This is a genomic window from Microbacterium trichothecenolyticum, from assembly GCF_000956465.1.
In the GTDB taxonomy this organism is placed as follows: Bacteria; Actinomycetota; Actinomycetes; order Actinomycetales; family Microbacteriaceae; genus Microbacterium; species Microbacterium trichothecenolyticum.
This window is the reverse complement of record NZ_JYJA01000034.1, coordinates 135,239-150,400: the sequence shown is the minus strand read 5'-3', so window position 1 is coordinate 150,400 and position 15,162 is coordinate 135,239. Positions and strand designations below refer to the sequence as shown.

At 70.0% G+C, this 15,162-nt stretch carries 15 protein-coding genes; 8 read left to right on the top strand and 7 right to left on the bottom strand.

What is annotated here, in order from left to right; translation table 11 throughout:
- Positions 1-30 precede the first annotated feature (30 nt).
- Together RS82_RS10305 and RS82_RS10300 are read left to right on the top strand one after the other, a co-directional pair.
- A complete protein-coding gene (locus tag RS82_RS10305) occupies positions 31-1,053 on the top strand; it encodes a YihY/virulence factor BrkB family protein (protein ID WP_045299040.1) in 1,023 nt (340 codons plus the stop codon).
- Positions 1,050-1,817, top strand: coding sequence for an NAD(P)H-hydrate epimerase (locus RS82_RS10300; RefSeq protein ID WP_045299037.1), 768 nt, complete (start codon positions 1,050-1,052; stop codon positions 1,815-1,817). Before RS82_RS10305 ends, RS82_RS10300 begins: the two co-directional genes overlap by 4 nt.
- A 20-nt stretch (positions 1,818-1,837) precedes the next feature.
- On the opposite strand, the gene RS82_RS10295 is transcribed toward RS82_RS10300, so the two are convergent.
- From RS82_RS10295 to RS82_RS10285, 3 genes are all read right to left on the bottom strand, one after another.
- Positions 1,838-2,218, bottom strand: coding sequence for a hypothetical protein (locus tag RS82_RS10295; RefSeq protein ID WP_045299035.1), 381 nt, complete (start codon positions 2,216-2,218; stop codon positions 1,838-1,840).
- A gap of 76 nt (positions 2,219-2,294) precedes the next feature.
- Entirely contained in the window at positions 2,295-3,026 is a 732-nt protein-coding gene (locus RS82_RS10290) for a glutamine amidotransferase (RefSeq protein ID WP_045299033.1), read from the bottom strand.
- 74 nt (positions 3,027-3,100) lie between these two features.
- Entirely contained in the window at positions 3,101-5,620 is a 2,520-nt protein-coding gene (locus tag RS82_RS10285) for a rhamnogalacturonan lyase (protein WP_045299031.1), read from the bottom strand.
- A 562-nt stretch (positions 5,621-6,182) separates the two neighbouring features.
- On the opposite strand from RS82_RS10285, the gene RS82_RS10280 reads away from it, so the two are divergent.
- Positions 6,183-6,896: a DUF559 domain-containing protein gene (locus RS82_RS10280; protein ID WP_245619576.1), complete on the top strand. Its 714-nt coding sequence runs from the start codon at positions 6,183-6,185 to the stop codon at positions 6,894-6,896.
- A gap of 272 nt (positions 6,897-7,168) precedes the next feature.
- Here the strand turns inward: RS82_RS10280 and glgP are convergent, their stop codons facing one another.
- Positions 7,169-9,721: an alpha-glucan family phosphorylase gene (gene glgP / locus RS82_RS10275; protein WP_045299026.1), complete on the bottom strand. Its 2,553-nt coding sequence runs from the start codon at positions 9,719-9,721 to the stop codon at positions 7,169-7,171.
- 66 nt (positions 9,722-9,787) lie between these two features.
- Here glgP and RS82_RS21350 point away from each other — a divergent pair, with 66 nt between their 5' ends.
- Both RS82_RS21350 and RS82_RS10265 read left to right on the top strand, forming a co-directional pair.
- Complete coding sequence (locus RS82_RS21350) at positions 9,788-10,015, top strand: hypothetical protein (protein ID WP_045299024.1); 228 nt, start codon at positions 9,788-9,790, stop codon at positions 10,013-10,015.
- Entirely contained in the window at positions 10,005-10,652 is a 648-nt protein-coding gene (locus tag RS82_RS10265; RefSeq protein ID WP_045299022.1) for a CYTH domain-containing protein, read from the top strand. Before RS82_RS21350 ends, RS82_RS10265 begins: the two co-directional genes overlap by 11 nt.
- A gap of 54 nt (positions 10,653-10,706) precedes the next feature.
- Here RS82_RS10265 and lpdA read toward each other — a convergent pair whose 3' ends face one another.
- Positions 10,707-12,104 carry a dihydrolipoyl dehydrogenase gene (gene lpdA / locus RS82_RS10260; protein ID WP_045299020.1) on the bottom strand — a complete coding sequence of 466 codons (1,398 nt, stop codon included), beginning with the start codon at positions 12,102-12,104 and terminating at the stop codon, positions 10,707-10,709.
- Between the two features lie 10 nt (positions 12,105-12,114).
- Complete coding sequence (locus RS82_RS10255) at positions 12,115-12,795, bottom strand: copper resistance protein CopC (RefSeq protein ID WP_045299018.1); 681 nt, start codon at positions 12,793-12,795, stop codon at positions 12,115-12,117.
- A 106-nt stretch (positions 12,796-12,901) separates the two neighbouring features.
- Between RS82_RS10255 and RS82_RS10250 the strand changes: the two genes are divergently transcribed.
- Positions 12,902-13,303, top strand: a complete 402-nt coding sequence (locus RS82_RS10250; protein WP_045299016.1) for a four-helix bundle copper-binding protein — start codon at positions 12,902-12,904, stop codon at positions 13,301-13,303.
- Positions 13,304-13,345: 42 nt separating this feature from the next.
- Here the strand turns inward: RS82_RS10250 and RS82_RS10245 are convergent, their stop codons facing one another.
- The gene (locus RS82_RS10245; protein WP_045299014.1) at positions 13,346-13,696 is read right to left on the bottom strand and encodes a hypothetical protein; all 351 of its coding nucleotides are present in this window, start codon (positions 13,694-13,696) and stop codon (positions 13,346-13,348) included.
- Positions 13,697-13,862: 166 nt separating this feature from the next.
- On the opposite strand from RS82_RS10245, the gene RS82_RS10240 reads away from it, so the two are divergent.
- Positions 13,863-14,366, top strand: coding sequence for an FHA domain-containing protein (locus RS82_RS10240; protein ID WP_045299011.1), 504 nt, complete (start codon positions 13,863-13,865; stop codon positions 14,364-14,366).
- A complete protein-coding gene (ftsR, locus tag RS82_RS10235; protein WP_045299008.1) occupies positions 14,366-15,058 on the top strand; it encodes a transcriptional regulator FtsR in 693 nt (230 codons plus the stop codon). The genes RS82_RS10240 and ftsR overlap by 1 nt, the downstream gene beginning before the upstream one ends.
- The last annotated feature ends 104 nt before the right edge of the window (positions 15,059-15,162 follow it).

Below are 15,162 nucleotides of genomic sequence, written 5' to 3'. Positions count from 1 at the left end.
TCGTCCGTGCGTGCTCGATAGGGTCGTGCCATGGCGGACCTGATCGCGAAGCTGACGGCCTGGGCACTCTCCCTCCGACCCGTGCGCGTCTGGTTCCACTACCTCGAACGCCGCGGTCCCATGCTCTCCGACAGCATCACGTACCGGTCGCTGTTCTCGGTGTTCGCGGGAGTGCTGCTCGGCTTCTCGTTCGCCTCCGTATGGCTCGCCGACAACCCTGCGGCGTGGCAATCGTTGATCGATGCGGTGGATGCTGCGATCCCCGGCCTGCTCGGAACCGGAGACGACGGCATCATCGACGTCTCCACGATCGAAGCACCGGCAGGCCTCACCATCACCGGCATCATCGCGCTCGTCGGCCTTGTGGGCGCGGCGATCGGCGCCATCGGCTCGCTGCGCGTCGCCCTGCGCACGCTCGCCGACAAGGTGCACGACGACGTCTTCTGGATCTGGGTGATCCTGCGCAACCTCCTCCTCGCCATCGCCATCGGCGGCGGCTTCGTGCTGTCCGCCGGCGCGACGTTCATCGGCACCTCGTTCGTCGGCGCGGTGCTCGACTGGCTCGGCATCGGTCACACCGGAGTCGCCGACTTCGCCACCCGCTCCGTCTCGATCGTCGTCGTGTTCCTCCTCGACGTGGCGATCGTCGCCGTCGCGTTCGTGTCGCTCAGCGGGATCAAAGCCCGCCCCGGCTCGCTGTGGTCGGGCGCGCTCATCGGCGCTGTAGGGCTCACGGTGCTGCAGCAGCTCTCGTCCCTCTTCGTCGCCGGTGCGGGGTCGAACCCGCTGCTCGCCTCGTTCGCCTCGCTCATCGCGCTGCTGCTGTGGCTGAACCTCTCGGCGCAGGTCATACTCCTCGCGTCGACCTGGATCATCGTGACTGAACGTCAGCGCGTCGACCGCGTCCGCGAGCGGTTCGGATCCCCGACGTTCGCCTTGCGACGTGTGCGTCAAGCGGAGGATGCTGTGCGCGTGACCACCGAAGAGCTCGAGCACGCGCGCGCCGACGTCGAGCGCGAGAAGCTCGCCGCGCGAGAACGCCAGGCGACATGAGCGAGCGCGTTCCCACCTTCACCGCCGACCAGGTGCGTGCGGCGGAACGCCCCCTGCTGGACCGCGGAGTCCCGCTCATGCACCGCGCCGCCGCGGCTCTCGCCGACGTCGTGCGCGCCGAACTCGCGATGCCCGAGACCGTCGTCACGTTGACCGGCGTGCTCGAACCCGTGATCCGGGAGACTCCGGTGGCGCTGCGACCACGCGTGCTGGTGCTCGTGGGCTCCGGCGACAACGGCGGCGACGCCCTCTACGCCGCCGCGCACCTCTCCCGCATCGCCGATGTCGACGCGCTCCTCGTCTCGGAGCGGTTCCACGTCACCGCCCTCGCCACCGCGGTCGCCGCCGGAGTCCGCCGCGTCGACCTCCCCGAGGTCGACGACGCCGTGCGCCACTACGCCCTCGTGGTCGATGGCATCCTCGGGATCGGCGCCGCGAGCGATCCGGCCCTGCGCGGCAGAGCCCGCGGTGCGGTCACGGCGATCCGCGACGACCTCCGGCGAGGGGGACGGATGCCGCGGGTCATCGCCGTCGACATCCCCAGCGGTCTGCACCCCGACACCGGCGTCTCCGACGACGCCGTGCTCGCAGCATCCGTCACCGTCACGTTCGGCGCGGTGAAGGTGGGACTCGTCACCGGTCGCGGCCCCGAACTCGCCGGCGACATCGTCCTTGTCGACATCGGTCTCGGCCCTGCACTGGAATCGGTCGAGCCGGTGGGCGAGGCATCCGTCTGGCGAATCGTGACGGTGCCGACCGACTGAGCGCATCGTGCGCGCCCCGACTACTCGTCGCTCGGCTCGTCCTCGCCGCTGTTGCCGGGGAAGCCGGGGTCATCCTTGTGGTGGCCCCAGGCCCTGCCCTTCCCGTTGCCCGGGCCGTCTTGCTGGTCGTCCCCGTCGCCCTTGTTCCCCGGGAAGTCAGGCGAATCCTTGTGATGCCCCCAGGCGTTGCCGTCGTCGCCCGGGAACGCGGGGTCGTCCTTGTGGTGACCCCACGCCTTCCCGTTGCCGGGCGCGCCCGGTGAGTCATCCGGCGCGACGATGCTCGTTGCGGGCAGCACCCGAGCGAGCGGAACGCCCGACGCGACGCTCGGCACGATGATCGCGGCCGCTGCGACGACGGCGATCACGGCACCCGTGATGAGCAGCTTCTTCGAGCCCATGACGCACCTCGATCTCCCCAGGCGGAGGCAGCCGGTGCGGGGAGCGTACCACCGCACCACCGCTGTGCGAAGAGGCTCAGCGGGCGTAGCGCTCGACGAAGGTGCGCAGCATGCGGCTGGGGTGCGAGACGTCCGCGCGGCGCACGGCCGCGAGCGTGAGCTCGAGCTCGTCGGCGGCGAAGTAGCCGTAGTCGGCGTACGCGTGGATGCGCGTGGTGATGCCCTCGACGTCGAGCTCGGGGTGGAACTGCGTCGCGTACACGTTCTCGCCCACGCGGAACATCTGCACCGGGCACGTCGGCGACGACGCCAGCAGCGTCGCCGACGCGGGCAGCTGAGTGATCGCCTCCTTGTGTCCGACGAAGGCGCCGAAGGTCGCAGGGATCCCCGCGAGCAGGGGATCGGATGCCCCGGCCCCGGTCATCGTCACGGGCACGACGCTGATCGGCTCGGAGTAGGTGCGATCGATCACCGCGCCCTGGTGCGCGCCGAGCGTGCCGACGCCGTAGCAGGCGCCGAGGAACGGGAAGTCGCGCGCGACGACCTCGTCGAGGAGGATGCCGAACTCCTGCTCGACCCGGCGCTGCGTCGGCGACTTCTTCTCGAGCGGGTCGGATGCGTTGAACGGCCCACCGCCCACGAAGATGCCCGACAGCGCATCGAGCTCGAACCGCGGCATCGCCTCGGCCTCGAGCCGCACCCGGATGAGCTCGTCTGGCGAGAGGCCCGTGTATCGCAGGAAGAGCGCGTACTCCTCGTCGGCCGGCACGTCCTCGGCACGGGTCGCGAGGAGGACGAACGGCTTCACCGCACCAGCCTACGGCGGGAACACGGATGCCCCGGCCCGGCGCGCAGTGCGCCGGGCCGGGGCATCCGTCATCCTCACTTGGTGAACTGGTGCGTCCAGGTCGAGACCGCACCCGAGGCCAGGGCGAAGCCGGCCTTGGGGACCGCAGTGACCTGCACCTTCGAGCCGGCGGGCACCTTGACCAGCGGCTTCTCGGCCTTCGCGCCGTTGACGTAGTAGTCGAACGACTTGTCAGGCGTGACGACGACGTGGTCGGAGTTCGAACCCTTCGGGTCGGTGAACTTCGGCGCGCCGGGCGTCGCCGCGGTCGTGAGTACGGGCACGTTCGCGAAGTCCATGTCGCTGGCGAAGTAGTAGCTCGTGTACGACGGCTGGTTGTAGGTGGTGTTCTGGCGGGCCACCTCAGCGCGGTACTGCACGTCGTGCATGAGCGTCGGCAGCTTGTGCGTCGTCACCTCGGTGCTCGTGTAGATGCGCAGCGCACTCGAGTCGACGGTGCGCACGAGCAGCTCCTCGCGCCAGTCGCCGAACACGTCGGCCACGAGCGACGGGTTGCCCTTGGTGCCGTTGTTCGTGCGGGTGCCGGTGGCGGTGAGCACGGTGCCGCGCGTCCAGTCCTTGATGGTCGGCGTGACCTCGAGGGCGCCGTCGACGAGCTGCGTCGTCATGTCGCCCGCCCAGCGGATCGACTGATTGGTGCCGGGAGTGGATGCCGCGAGCGGCGCGTTCGCCGCACTCAGCAGGCCCGAGCCCTCGGTGCCGTTGGGCATGCTCGCCCACACCTCGAGTCCCGGCACATCGGCGCGCACGTCGCCGATCATGCTGCGGCCCGTGTCGCGGCCCGAGTACGCGCCGAAGAGCACCTCTCCGGTCGCGGCATCGCGCATCGCGGAGCCGTAGGGGGCGAAGGTGGCGCCCTCGTGCGCCGTCCAGATCTCGAGACCGGGACGGTTCGGGTCGATGTCGGTGACGTGCATCGCGTCGCCGTGGCCGAGCCGCACGTTCTCTCCGGGCGCCGCGCTGCCGGTGGGGAGCACATCGAACGAGCTGTACAGCAGCCCGCCATCGTCGTCGATCGTGGCGGAGCCGTAGACGATCTCGTGCTTGCCGTCGCCGTCGACGTCCGCGGCGCTCAGCGAGTGGAAGCCCTGCGTCGTGATCGAGCCGTACACCGGATCGGTGCCGTCGCGGCCATGGGGGCCGTCGTTGAACGGGTTCGTCATCGGGACATGCCCGCTGTCGACCGCCCACCGCGTGGTCAGGTGCTGGCCGTCCCAGTCGTACGCGTGGATGGTCGTGCGCGTGTAGTAGCCGCGGGCGAAGACCGCGGAGGGGTGCGTGCCGTCGAGGTACGCGACTCCGGCGAGGAAGCGGTCGACGCGGTTGCCCGGCTCGATACGGGCCATCGCGTAGTCGCCCCACAGCAGGCCGTCGTCGTCGCGGCCGGGCTCGTAGCGCACGGTCTCGAGCTCCTCGCCGGTGGCCGAGTCGAAGACCGTCAGGTACTCCGGGCCGTCGACGATGAATCCCTCGAACGTGGTGAGGTCGTTGCGCGCGCTGCGGCCCGGTGCGTAGGTGCTGATGAAGTAGTCGACGAGCTCGGTCGCCGACGCGGTCGACAGCGGGTACTCGTGCGTCACCGGGATGCCGAACGCCTCCTCGAGGGTCGCCGGCCAGTGGCCCGCCACGACCTCGGGGTGCTCCGACCAGCCCTCGAACACCTCGATGAGGTGCTGGCGGTAGTCGGCGGCGCTCATGCGGTAGTCGTCGTCGTGCGAGTAGCCCGCGGCGATGTCGTCGGCGAGCATCGTGACGAACGACTCCGAAGCGACCGAGCCGTCGGCGTTGTAGCGGATGGACTTAGTCCCGGGTGCCGTCTTCAGCATCGTCTCGGCGCGGCCGTCGCCGTCGAAGTCGTAGACCATGAACTGGGTGTAGTGGGCTCCGGCGCGAATGTTCACACCCAGGTCGATGCGGTTCAGCAGTGTGCCGTCCAGCTCGTACGTGTCGACGTAGACGGTGCCCGTATAGCCCTTCTGCGACACGTCCTTCGAGTTCGAGGGATCCCACTTCACGACGAACTCGTACGCGCCGTCGCCGTCGACGTCGGCCACAGACGCGTCGTTCGCCGAGTACGTGAACGCCTCGCCGGCGGGGGTGACGCCATCGGCCGGCTTCTGCAGCGGCAGGTCGTAGAACCCGTCGCCCCACACCGACACGGGCGCGGACTGCTCGCCGGTCACGTCGTTCCATGCGGGAGCGACCGTGTAGACGGATGCTGCGGACCCGCCCTCGTCGGCGTAGTTCGTGCTGTCTTCGACCGTGGCGATGCGCTCGCCGTCGCGGAACACCGCGAACGACGGGCCGCTCACGCCGGTCTCGGTCGCGGGACCGGCCTCGGTCCCGAGCAGGCGCCAGCTGAGGAATACACCCTCGCCCGTCGAGACGGCGACGAGGCCGCGGTCGAGGGCTTCGAGCTGTGCGCCGGCGGGTGGGGCCTGCTGGGCCAGCGCGGGTTGCGCCAGTCCGAGCGTGAGTGCGCACGCGGCCGAGCCGGCCACGAGCGCGCGGACAGAGGTGCTGCGGAGATTCATCGTCGAATCGCTCTCCCGAGGTGCGGCCCGCGTGGGGACGGGCCCATGTGGGTAAACGTAGGAATACGTTTTCCCGCACGACCCTAGTCAGCCGCCCCGAGGGGGTCAACTACCCGCGCACGCAGATTGGAACGATTTAATGTGCAGCGCAGGCGCACAGAATCGGAGGATGTGCGCGGCACGCGGGGTCGCAGCATCCGTGGCCGGCGTGTCGCGCGAAACCTCCGATTCTGTGCACGGCTGGCAACCGGGGCCGGGCAGCACAGCGTCGGATGTTCTCGGTGACACGCCGGGTTGCAGCATCCGTGTCCGGCGTGTCGCGCGAAACCTCCGATTCTGTGCACGGCTGGGAGCCTCCTCCCCAACGGCTCACACCAGTGCGGCGCTCACAGTTCCGAGCGGGTGCACAGAAGACGGATGCTGCAACCGCGAGTCTGGCGGGATGTGCACCGCCTCGCCGCCGACCGTGGCGACGTTTCGAGAATTGAGGGCGTCCGGACTGTCGAGGTCGAAGATCGCCGAAGGGCTTGACGACGGCTCGCTCACGTCGCCTCGGCGAGGAGTGTACGAGCGACGCGGCGTCTGCCCGGAGATCAAGGCTGCGGCCGCCCATGGCGGCTGGATCACGTGCGTGAGCGCGGCCGTGCACCTCGGGCTCTGGGTCGCTGAGCATCGCAAGCACCTGCACGTCGGACTCCGCCCCAACGGGCGTGCGTATTCGCACGCGGACTGCTCCTGCGTGGTGCACTGGAGCGACGCCGACGACGCGAAGCGCAGCGCGTTCGGAGTGCCGTCGGTTCGAGTGGTCCTGCGCCAGATTCTGAGGTGCCAAGGGCTCGAGTCGTTCTTTGTGGCGCTGGAGTCCGCGCTCCGGCAGCGCACGCTCTCGCAGGCCGACCTCGAGTGGCTCCGGCAGCACACGAACTCCCGTGCGCGCGACGCGATCGGGTTCGCCCGCCGCGATGCCGACAGCGGGCTCGAGTCGTTGCTGCGGTGGCGGCTTCGGCGTCGCGGGCTCCGGGTGCGGACACAGCAGTCGATCACCTCGGTCGGCCGGGTGGACTTCGTGATCGGCGAGCGCCTGATCGTCGAGGTCGACGGCGCGCCCAACCATGACAGCGAGTCGCACAGACATAAGGACCTCGTGCGCGATGCGAACGCAGCGGCCTGGGGCTTCGTCACCCTCCGCTTCGACTACGCCCTGGTCGTCCACGACTGGGATACCGTCGAACTCGCCATCCTCGGCCTCGTCGACCGCGGGCTGCACCTCGCCTGAGTGTGCACAGAGTCGGATGTTGTCGCCGACACGCCGGGTGGCAGCACCCGTTCCCTGGCGTGTCGGCCAGGACCTCCGATTCTGTGTGCGGGGTGCGGGGTGCGGGGAGTCGGTCCGGAACACAGAATCGGAGACTTTCGGCGACACGCCGACTACCGGCGCCCGGCGCCGGCGAGTCGCGCAGGGCCTCCGATTCTGTGCGCGCCACCACACCAGGAACGACGAATGCCTCGACCCGGCGCAGTGCGCCGGGCCGAGGCATGCGCGAAGCCCTACGAGGCGTAGGTGACGAGGCCGAGCTCCACCGGCGACACGAGCTGCGGGTGAGCGGGGCGCACGCGGACGGTGTAGCCGAAGGTGCCGGTCACGCCGAGCGGAAGGGTGCCGCTGAACACGGTCGCGCCGTCCGCCGCGGACGCGCCGGGGGAGAGGCGGTACACCGAGTGGTCGCGCGCCAGCGCGTCGTCCTCGTTCGTGGCGCCGTACAGCAGCTCGACTGCGACGTCGTCGGGCGAGAGGCCGTCGAGGCGGACGTCGGCGCGCACCTCGAGGGTGTCGCCGGCCTGCGCCTGCGCTGGGATGCCCGAGCTGTCGACGCTCGCGATCGACACGCGCCCCCACGCCTCGCGGACGCGGCTGACAAAAGCGGCCACCGTGCGCGCCTCGAAGAACTCGTTCGCGCGAAGCGCGACGTCGTGCGCCGCCGCCGGCACGTACAGGCGCTGGACGTAGTCGCGCACCATGCGGTCGCTCGTGGCCTTCCTGCCGAGCTCGGTCATGGTGTGGCGCACCATCTCGAGCCAGCGCAGCGGTATTCCGCCCTCGCGCTCGTAGAAGCGCGGCACGAGCTGGTGCTCGATGAGGTCGTAGAGGGCGGCTGCCTCGGCGTCGTCGCGCTCCTCGTCGTTCGACGCGGTGTCGGCCGTGGGGATCGCCCAGCCGTTCTCGCCGTCGTACCACTCGTCCCACCACCCGTCGAGGATCGAGAGGTTCAGCGCGCCGTTGAGCGCGGCCTTCATGCCGCTCGTGCCGCATGCCTCGAGCGGGCGCAGCGGGTTGTTGAGCCACACGTCGCAGCCGGGGTAGAGGTCCTTCGCGAGCGTGATGTCGTAGTCGGGCAGGAACACGATGCGCCCGCGCACCTTCGGGTCGCGGCTGAAGCGCACGAGCTGCTGGATCAGGATCTTGCCCGAGTCGTCGGCCGGGTGCGACTTGCCGCCGATCACGATCTGAACCGGGCGCTCGGGGTCGGTGAGCAGGCGGGTGAGGCGCTCGGGGTCGCGCAGCAGGAGCGTCAGGCGCTTGTACGTCGGCACGCGGCGCGCGAAACCGATGGTGAGCACCTCCGGATCGAGCAGGTCCTCCACCCAGGAAGGGGTGTGGCCGTTGGACACGGATGCTGCGACCCGCCGCCGCGCCTCCGCCACGAGCTCGCCCTTCATCTGCTGGCGCACGCCCCACAGCTCGGCGTCCGTCACGACGGCGCGGTCGGTCCAGTCGTGCGTGTCGGTGTGCGCGTCGCCCCACGCGCGCTCGCTCACGGCCTTGAGGGCCGGGTGCACCCAGGTCGGAGCGTGCACGCCGTTGGTGATCGAGGTGATCGGCACCTCGTCGGTGTCGACGCCCGGCCACAGCATGCCGAACATGCCGCGGCTGACCTCGCCGTGCAGCACTGAGACGCCGTTGGCGTGCTGGCCGAGGTGCAGGCCGAGGACGGCCATGTTGAAGACGCCCTGGTCGCCCCCTTCCCATGTCTCGAGGCCGAGCGAGATCGCGCGGCCGGCGTCGAGGCCCTGGAACAGGCCGCTCGAGAGGAAGTCGGCGATGAGGTCTCGGGGGAAGCGGTCGATGCCCGCGGGCACCGGTGTGTGGGTGGTGAAGACCGTGCCCGCGCGCACCTGCGCGAGGGCTTCGTCGAAGCTGAGGCCGTTGTTCGTGATGAGCTCCGACATGCGCTCGAGTCCCTGGAACCCGGCGTGGCCTTCGTTGGTGTGGTAGACGTCCGGGGTGGGGCGGCCGTTCAGCTCCGACCACGCGCGCACCGCACGCACGCCGCCGACGCCGAGGAGCAGCTCCTGCAGCAGGCGGTGCTCGCCACCGCCGCCGTAGAGGCGGTCGGTGACGCGGCGCATCTCGTCGGTGTTCGACGGCGTCTCGGAGTCGAGCAGCAGCAGCGGGATGCGGCCGATGTCGGCCACCCAGACGCGGGCGTGCAGGCGGCGGTCGCCCGGCAGGTCGAGTGCGATCTCGACGGGGGCACCCTCGCGGTTGCGGAGGAGCGTCAGACCGAGGCCGTACGGGTCGAGCAGCGGGTAGCTCTCGCGCTGCCAGCCGTCGTCGCCGATCGACTGGCGGAAGTAACCGGCACGGTAGAAGAGGCCGACGCCGGTGAGCGGAACGCCCAGGTCGGACGCGCTCTTGAGGTGGTCGCCGGCGAGGATGCCGAGGCCACCGGAGTACTGCGGCAGCGAGCCGTCGACGCCGAACTCGGGGGAGAAGTACGCGATGTGCACGGGCTTGTCGCCCTCGAGCTGCTGGAACCAGCGGTCGCCGTCGAGGTAGGCGGTGAGGCGCTCGTCCTCCTCGCGCACGCGGGCGACGAACTCGTCGTCGCGGGCGAGCTCGTCGAGGCGCTCCTGGCCCAGGGCACCGAGCATCCGTGCCGGGTTCGCGCCGATCTCGCCCCACAGGGCGGGATCCATCGAGGCGAACAGCGCGTGCGTCGCGCGACTCCACGACCAGCGCCAGTTCGAGGCGAGGCGGTCGAGCGGTGCGAGGGATTCGGCGAGGACGGGACGGACGGTGAACGTTCGGATGGCCTTCACGCTCGCGATTCTAGAGGCAAAAGCTGGAAGCGCTTGCACGGAAGTCGTTGGGTCTACGCTGGCGCTATGGCAATCGCACGACTGCACGGCGGACCCCTCGACGGACAGATCATTCCGCTCGACCCGACCGTCTCCGACTCGTACATCGTCCCCTACGGCGAGGGGCAGCTGGTCTACCGCCGCGAAGGCGACGAGACCCACACGGGCGACCAGGACGGGCCCACCGAGACCCGCTTCGTGTACGTCGAGGCGACCGAAGACATCGACCCCAACCCCGACGGTCGTGACGACTGACCGCACTCCCGACGCGGCCGGAGCGTCGCACAGCGTCGAGATCGAGCTGAAGTTCGACGTCGACGAGTCGACGCCGCTGCCCGACTGGTCGGCGCTTCCCGGCGTGGCGATCGTCGCCGCTCCCGAGTCGCGGCAGCTCGACGCCACCTACCTCGACAGCGACGACCTCGCGCTCGCGCATGCCGGCTACGCGGTGCGCCACCGCACCGGCGGGCCCGACGAGGGCTGGCACATCAAGGGCCCGCGGGGCGCCGACGGCGGTCGGGTCGAGCTGCACTGGCCGATCGGCCCGGTGGATGAGATCCCGGATGCTGTCGCCGACGCGGTCTCGAAGATCGCGAGCGCGTCGGACTTCGCGCCGATCGCGCGCATCCGCAACAGCCGCACCGCCTACGCGCTCGAGGACGAGCACGGCGGCCTCGTGGCGGAGTTCGTCGACGACCACGTGACAGCCACCGACGAGCGCTCCGGCGCTGACCGGTCCTGGCGCGAGTGGGAGTTCGAGCTCGGACCGGCCGCACCCGAGGCTGCGGACGAGCGGGCTGCGCTGCTCTCGGCTGCCGAAGCCGCGGTGCATGCCGCAGGCGGCCGGGTCGCGGCATCCGATTCCAAACTCGCCCGCACCCTCGGCGCCTGAACACGAGAACGCCCCGGACCTTCCAGATGGTCCGGGGCGTTCCGCGTCAGCTGATCAGAGGTTGATCATGTGGCCGGCGAGGCCGTGGAAGGCCTCCTGCACGGCCTCCGACAGCGTCGGGTGCGTGTGGACGTTGCGCGCCGCCTCGAGAGCGGTGAGGTCCCACTTCTGCGCGAGGGTGAGCTCGGGCAGGAGCTCCGAGACGTCCGGGCCGATGAGGTGGCCGCCGAGGAGCTCGAGGTGCTCGCCGTCGGCGATGAGCTTGACGAAGCCGATGGGCTCGCCCAGGCCGTTCGCCTTGCCGTTCGCCGAGAACGGGAACTTCGCGACCTTGACGTCGTAGCCGGCGTCGCGGGCCTGCTGCTCGGTGAGGCCGAACGAGGCCACCTGCGGCGAGCAGAACGTCGCGCGCGGCATCATGCGGTAGTCGCCGAGCGTCATGGTCTCGGCCTTGCCGATGGTCTCGGCGGCGACGACGCCCTGCGCCTCGGCCACGTGCGCGAGCTGCAGCTTCGCGGTGACGTCGCCGATCGCGTAGATGTGCGGCACGTTGGTGCGCATGTGGTCGTCGATGTCGATCGCGCCGCGGTCGGTGAGCTTCACGCCGGTGTTCTCGAGACCGAAGCCCTCGACGTTGGCGGCGAAGCCGATCGACATCATGACCTTGTCGGCGTCGATCGAGCCCTGGGTGCCGTCCTTGGCGGTGTAGGTCACGGTGACCTTGTCACCCTGGTCGGTGACGGTCTCGACCTTGGTCGAGGTGAGGATGTCGACGCCGTAGTTCTTGTACTGGCGCGCGATCTCCTTCGAGACGTCCGCGTCCTCGTTCGGAAGGGCACGATCGAGGAACTCGATGATCGTGACCTTGACGCCGTAGTTCACCATCACGAAGGCGAACTCCATGCCGATGGCGCCGGCGCCGACGATGACGATCGACTGCGGCAGGTCGCGGGCGAGGATCTGCTCCTCGTACGTCACGACGTTGCCGCCGATCTGCACGCCCGGAAGCAGGCGCACCTTCGAGCCGGTCGAGATGATGGCGTTGTCGAACGAGACGTCCTCGGTGGAGCCGTCGGCCTTGGTCACGCGGATCGCGTTCGGGCCCGTGAACGAGCCCCGACCCTCGTACTCGTCGACCTTGTTCTTCTTCATCAGGTAGTGGATGCCCTTGACGTGGGTGTCAGCCACCTTGCGGCTGCGGTCCCACGCGACTCCGAAGTCGAAGTGCACGTCGCCCGAGATGCCGAACAGGTCGGCCTTGTGGTGGAACTGGTGCGCGAGGTCGGCGTTCTTGAGCAGAGCCTTCGAGGGGATGCAGCCGACGTTGAGGCACACACCGCCCCAGTACTTCTCTTCGATGATGGCGACCTTGAGGCCGAGCTGCGAAGCGCGGACGGCTGCGACGTAGCCGCCGGGCCCCGCGCCGAGGATGGCGACGTCGTAATGAGGCATGGTCTCAAGCCTATCGGTCGGCGGGGGGCGCGGAGTCGGGCTGCGAGGCACCGCCGGCAGGACCGGCGCCGCCGCTCGCGAGGGCCTTCTCGCGGCGGGAGCGCGAGACGAGCAGGTAGACGACCGCGGCGATCAGCGCGAGCGCCAGCACGCCCGCGATGATCCACGGGAGGGCGCTCGATCCCTCGTCCGCCACGGGCTCGCTCGTGACCGTCGGCGTGGGCTCGGCGGACTCGGTCGGCGCCGTGGTCGCGGTCGGCGTCGGGCTCGCCGTCTCGGTGGGCGTCGGCGCGCCCGTGACGGTGAAGGAGAACTCGCCCGAGATGGGGTGCCCGTCGCTCGAGACGACCTTCCACAGCACCCTGACGGCACCGGATGCCTCGCCCGCGAGCGGCTGCGTCAGCACGTTGTCCTGCACGGTCGGTGCGCCATCGACGAGCGACGAGCCCGAGGAATCCGTCACCTCCACGACCGAGGCGCCGTCATCGTCGGCGATCTCGGCGCTGAAGGTGAGCGTCAGCTGCGCGGGGAGCGCGTCGAGCGTGCTGTCGGCCGCCGGGTCGCTGCCCAGAAGCTCGTCATGCGCCAGGGCGGGAGATGCTGTCGCGAGGACGACGCCGAAGGCGAGGAGCAGTGCGGCGAGGAATGCCCAGACCCGGGCTGGAAGCGGCTTGTGAAGAGTTTGTGACATCACCCGATCGAGCCTATCCGGCTCTTTGCTGCGGACCCCGCGAGGTCTAGCCTGGCCAATGGCGGGCCCCCTGCCCGTCGTCCCCACACGCGGAAGGATGCGGCAGATGGATCAGATGATGATGGGCGCCATGTCGAAGGACATGATGTCGATGCCCGGCATGCAGGCCATGGACATGTCGGTCATGCAGGCCTGTATGGATGCCTGCTCGGCCTGCGAGCAGGCATGCACGGTGTGCTCCACGCAGATGATGTCGTGCGCCCCCGCGTGCATGAACTGCGCCGACATGTGCAACACGATGATGCGCGCCATGATGCGGATGCAGGGCATGAACCCGGCGACCATGATGTCGATGCTCGACGCCTGCATGGCGATGTGCCAGCTGACGATGGACGAGTGCATGGAGCACGCGGACCACAGCGAGGTCTGCAAGATGTGCGCTCAGGCGTGCAAGGCGTGCATGGACGCCTGCATGGCCATGAAGGACATGATGATGGCGATGAGCTGAGGCTCGTCGCTTCCTCTTCGGCCGCGGTGCGGGCCGTGCGACTCAGCCGCGGAGGACGTTGAACCGCGCGCCGCCGACGGCGAGCACGTGGTAGCGCTCGTGGAGCGCGACCGGCGTGCCGGGCGTCGCGGCCGCGGCAGCGCCCGTGCCGTTCCAGAGAGCGACCGGGGTCCAGTCGGCGAGCGTGCGAACGATCACGAAGCCGGAGCGCTCATCGGAGGCCTCGACGATCGCGTCCGCCCAGTCCGACGGCGTCGCCGAAGCGAGGCGCGCCTGGATCAGGTGCAGCGCGTGACCGGGGGCGTAGGACGAGCAGGTGTCACCGTGGTCGCACATGCACGCCGCAGCCTCACGCACCTCGAGGGGCGGGACGTGGCTGTGCGGGCTCGACACGGTGGTCTCCTTCTGGTTAACGGATCTTTGCCGGTGCTGCCAGGGTAGAAGGGCCGCCCTGCGGCTCGCACGTCGGGTGACACGCGGCGAAACATTGCGGCAACGGCCGACGTCCTCTTCCGAGCCGGGGACGATCGGATAGGCTGGCCGGACGAAGGAGGAAACCGTGGAGCACGACCGCCGACCCGATCAGGGCGACATCCGCCGGGCCGCAGGGTCCGACGCGCACGATTCCGACCGCGCCGCCGACACGACGCAGACGTTCGGCCACGACTCCGACCTGTCGTTCGTGCCCTTCGGCAGCGAGCTCGGCGAGGCCGAGCTCGACGCGATCGACGCCCTCCCGTCCGGTGCCGCTCTGCTGCTGGTCCGCTCGGGGCCCACCGCCGGCGCCCGCTACCTGCTCGATGCCGACGTCACGTCCGTGGGGCGGCATCCCGAGGCCGACATCTTCTTCGACGACGTCACCGTCTCGCGCCGCCACGCGGAGATCAGCCGCACCGGCACCGCCTTCGAGCTCGTCGATCAGCGTTCGCTGAACGGCACCTACGTGAACGGCGAGCGGGTCGACAGGGCCGTGCTCACCAACGGTGCCGAGGTTCGCATCGGCAAGTTCCGCCTCAACTTCTTCGTCTCACCGGCTGACCTCGCCAGGGCGACGGAGGCCTGATGCCCGCGGCTTCCGCCCGTGACAGGGCGTCGTCCGCGGGTCTTCTCAGCATCGGTCAGGTCCTCGCGCGTCTGTCGCCCGAGTTCCCGTCACTGACCTCCAGCAAGCTGCGCTTCCTCGAGGTCCAGGGGATCGTCACCCCGCTGCGCACCGAGTCGGGCTACCGCAAGTTCTCGCAGGACGACCTCGAGCGCCTGCGCCTCGCGCTCACCCTGCAGCGCGACCACTACCTGCCGCTGTCGGTCATCCGCGATTACCTCGAAGACGTCGACGCCGGCCGCGATCCCGCGACACCGACCGCCGTGCCGCCGCCGTCGATCGTGCCGGCGCCGCGCCGCTACCGCCGTGAGGAGCTGCTGTCGGCCGCCGGCGCCGCGCCGCAGCTGCTCAACGACGCCATCAGCACCGGCATCCTCGCGGGCGCCGAGTCGTACACCGAGCAGTCGGTGACCCTGCTGCGCGCACTGGTCGCGCTGGACCGGCACGGCATCGAGCCGCGCCACGTCCGAGCCCTCCGGCAGAGCGCAGAACGCGATGTCGCGCTCGTCGAGTCGGCTCTCGCACCCCTGCTGCGCCGCACGGATGCCTCGTCCCGCGGCCGCGCCGGCGAGCTGGCGCCCGAACTGACCCGGCGCCTCGACGACGTGCGGGCCATCTTCGTGCGGGCGGCGCTCGACCGCATGCTGTCCTGAGGTGCGGCAGGTCGCACCTCTCCGACCGGTCGTCGAGCGAGATCGCGGCTCGAAACGCGCGAAGTGCGCGACACGCCGACCCCCGAACGACGGATGTCGTTGCC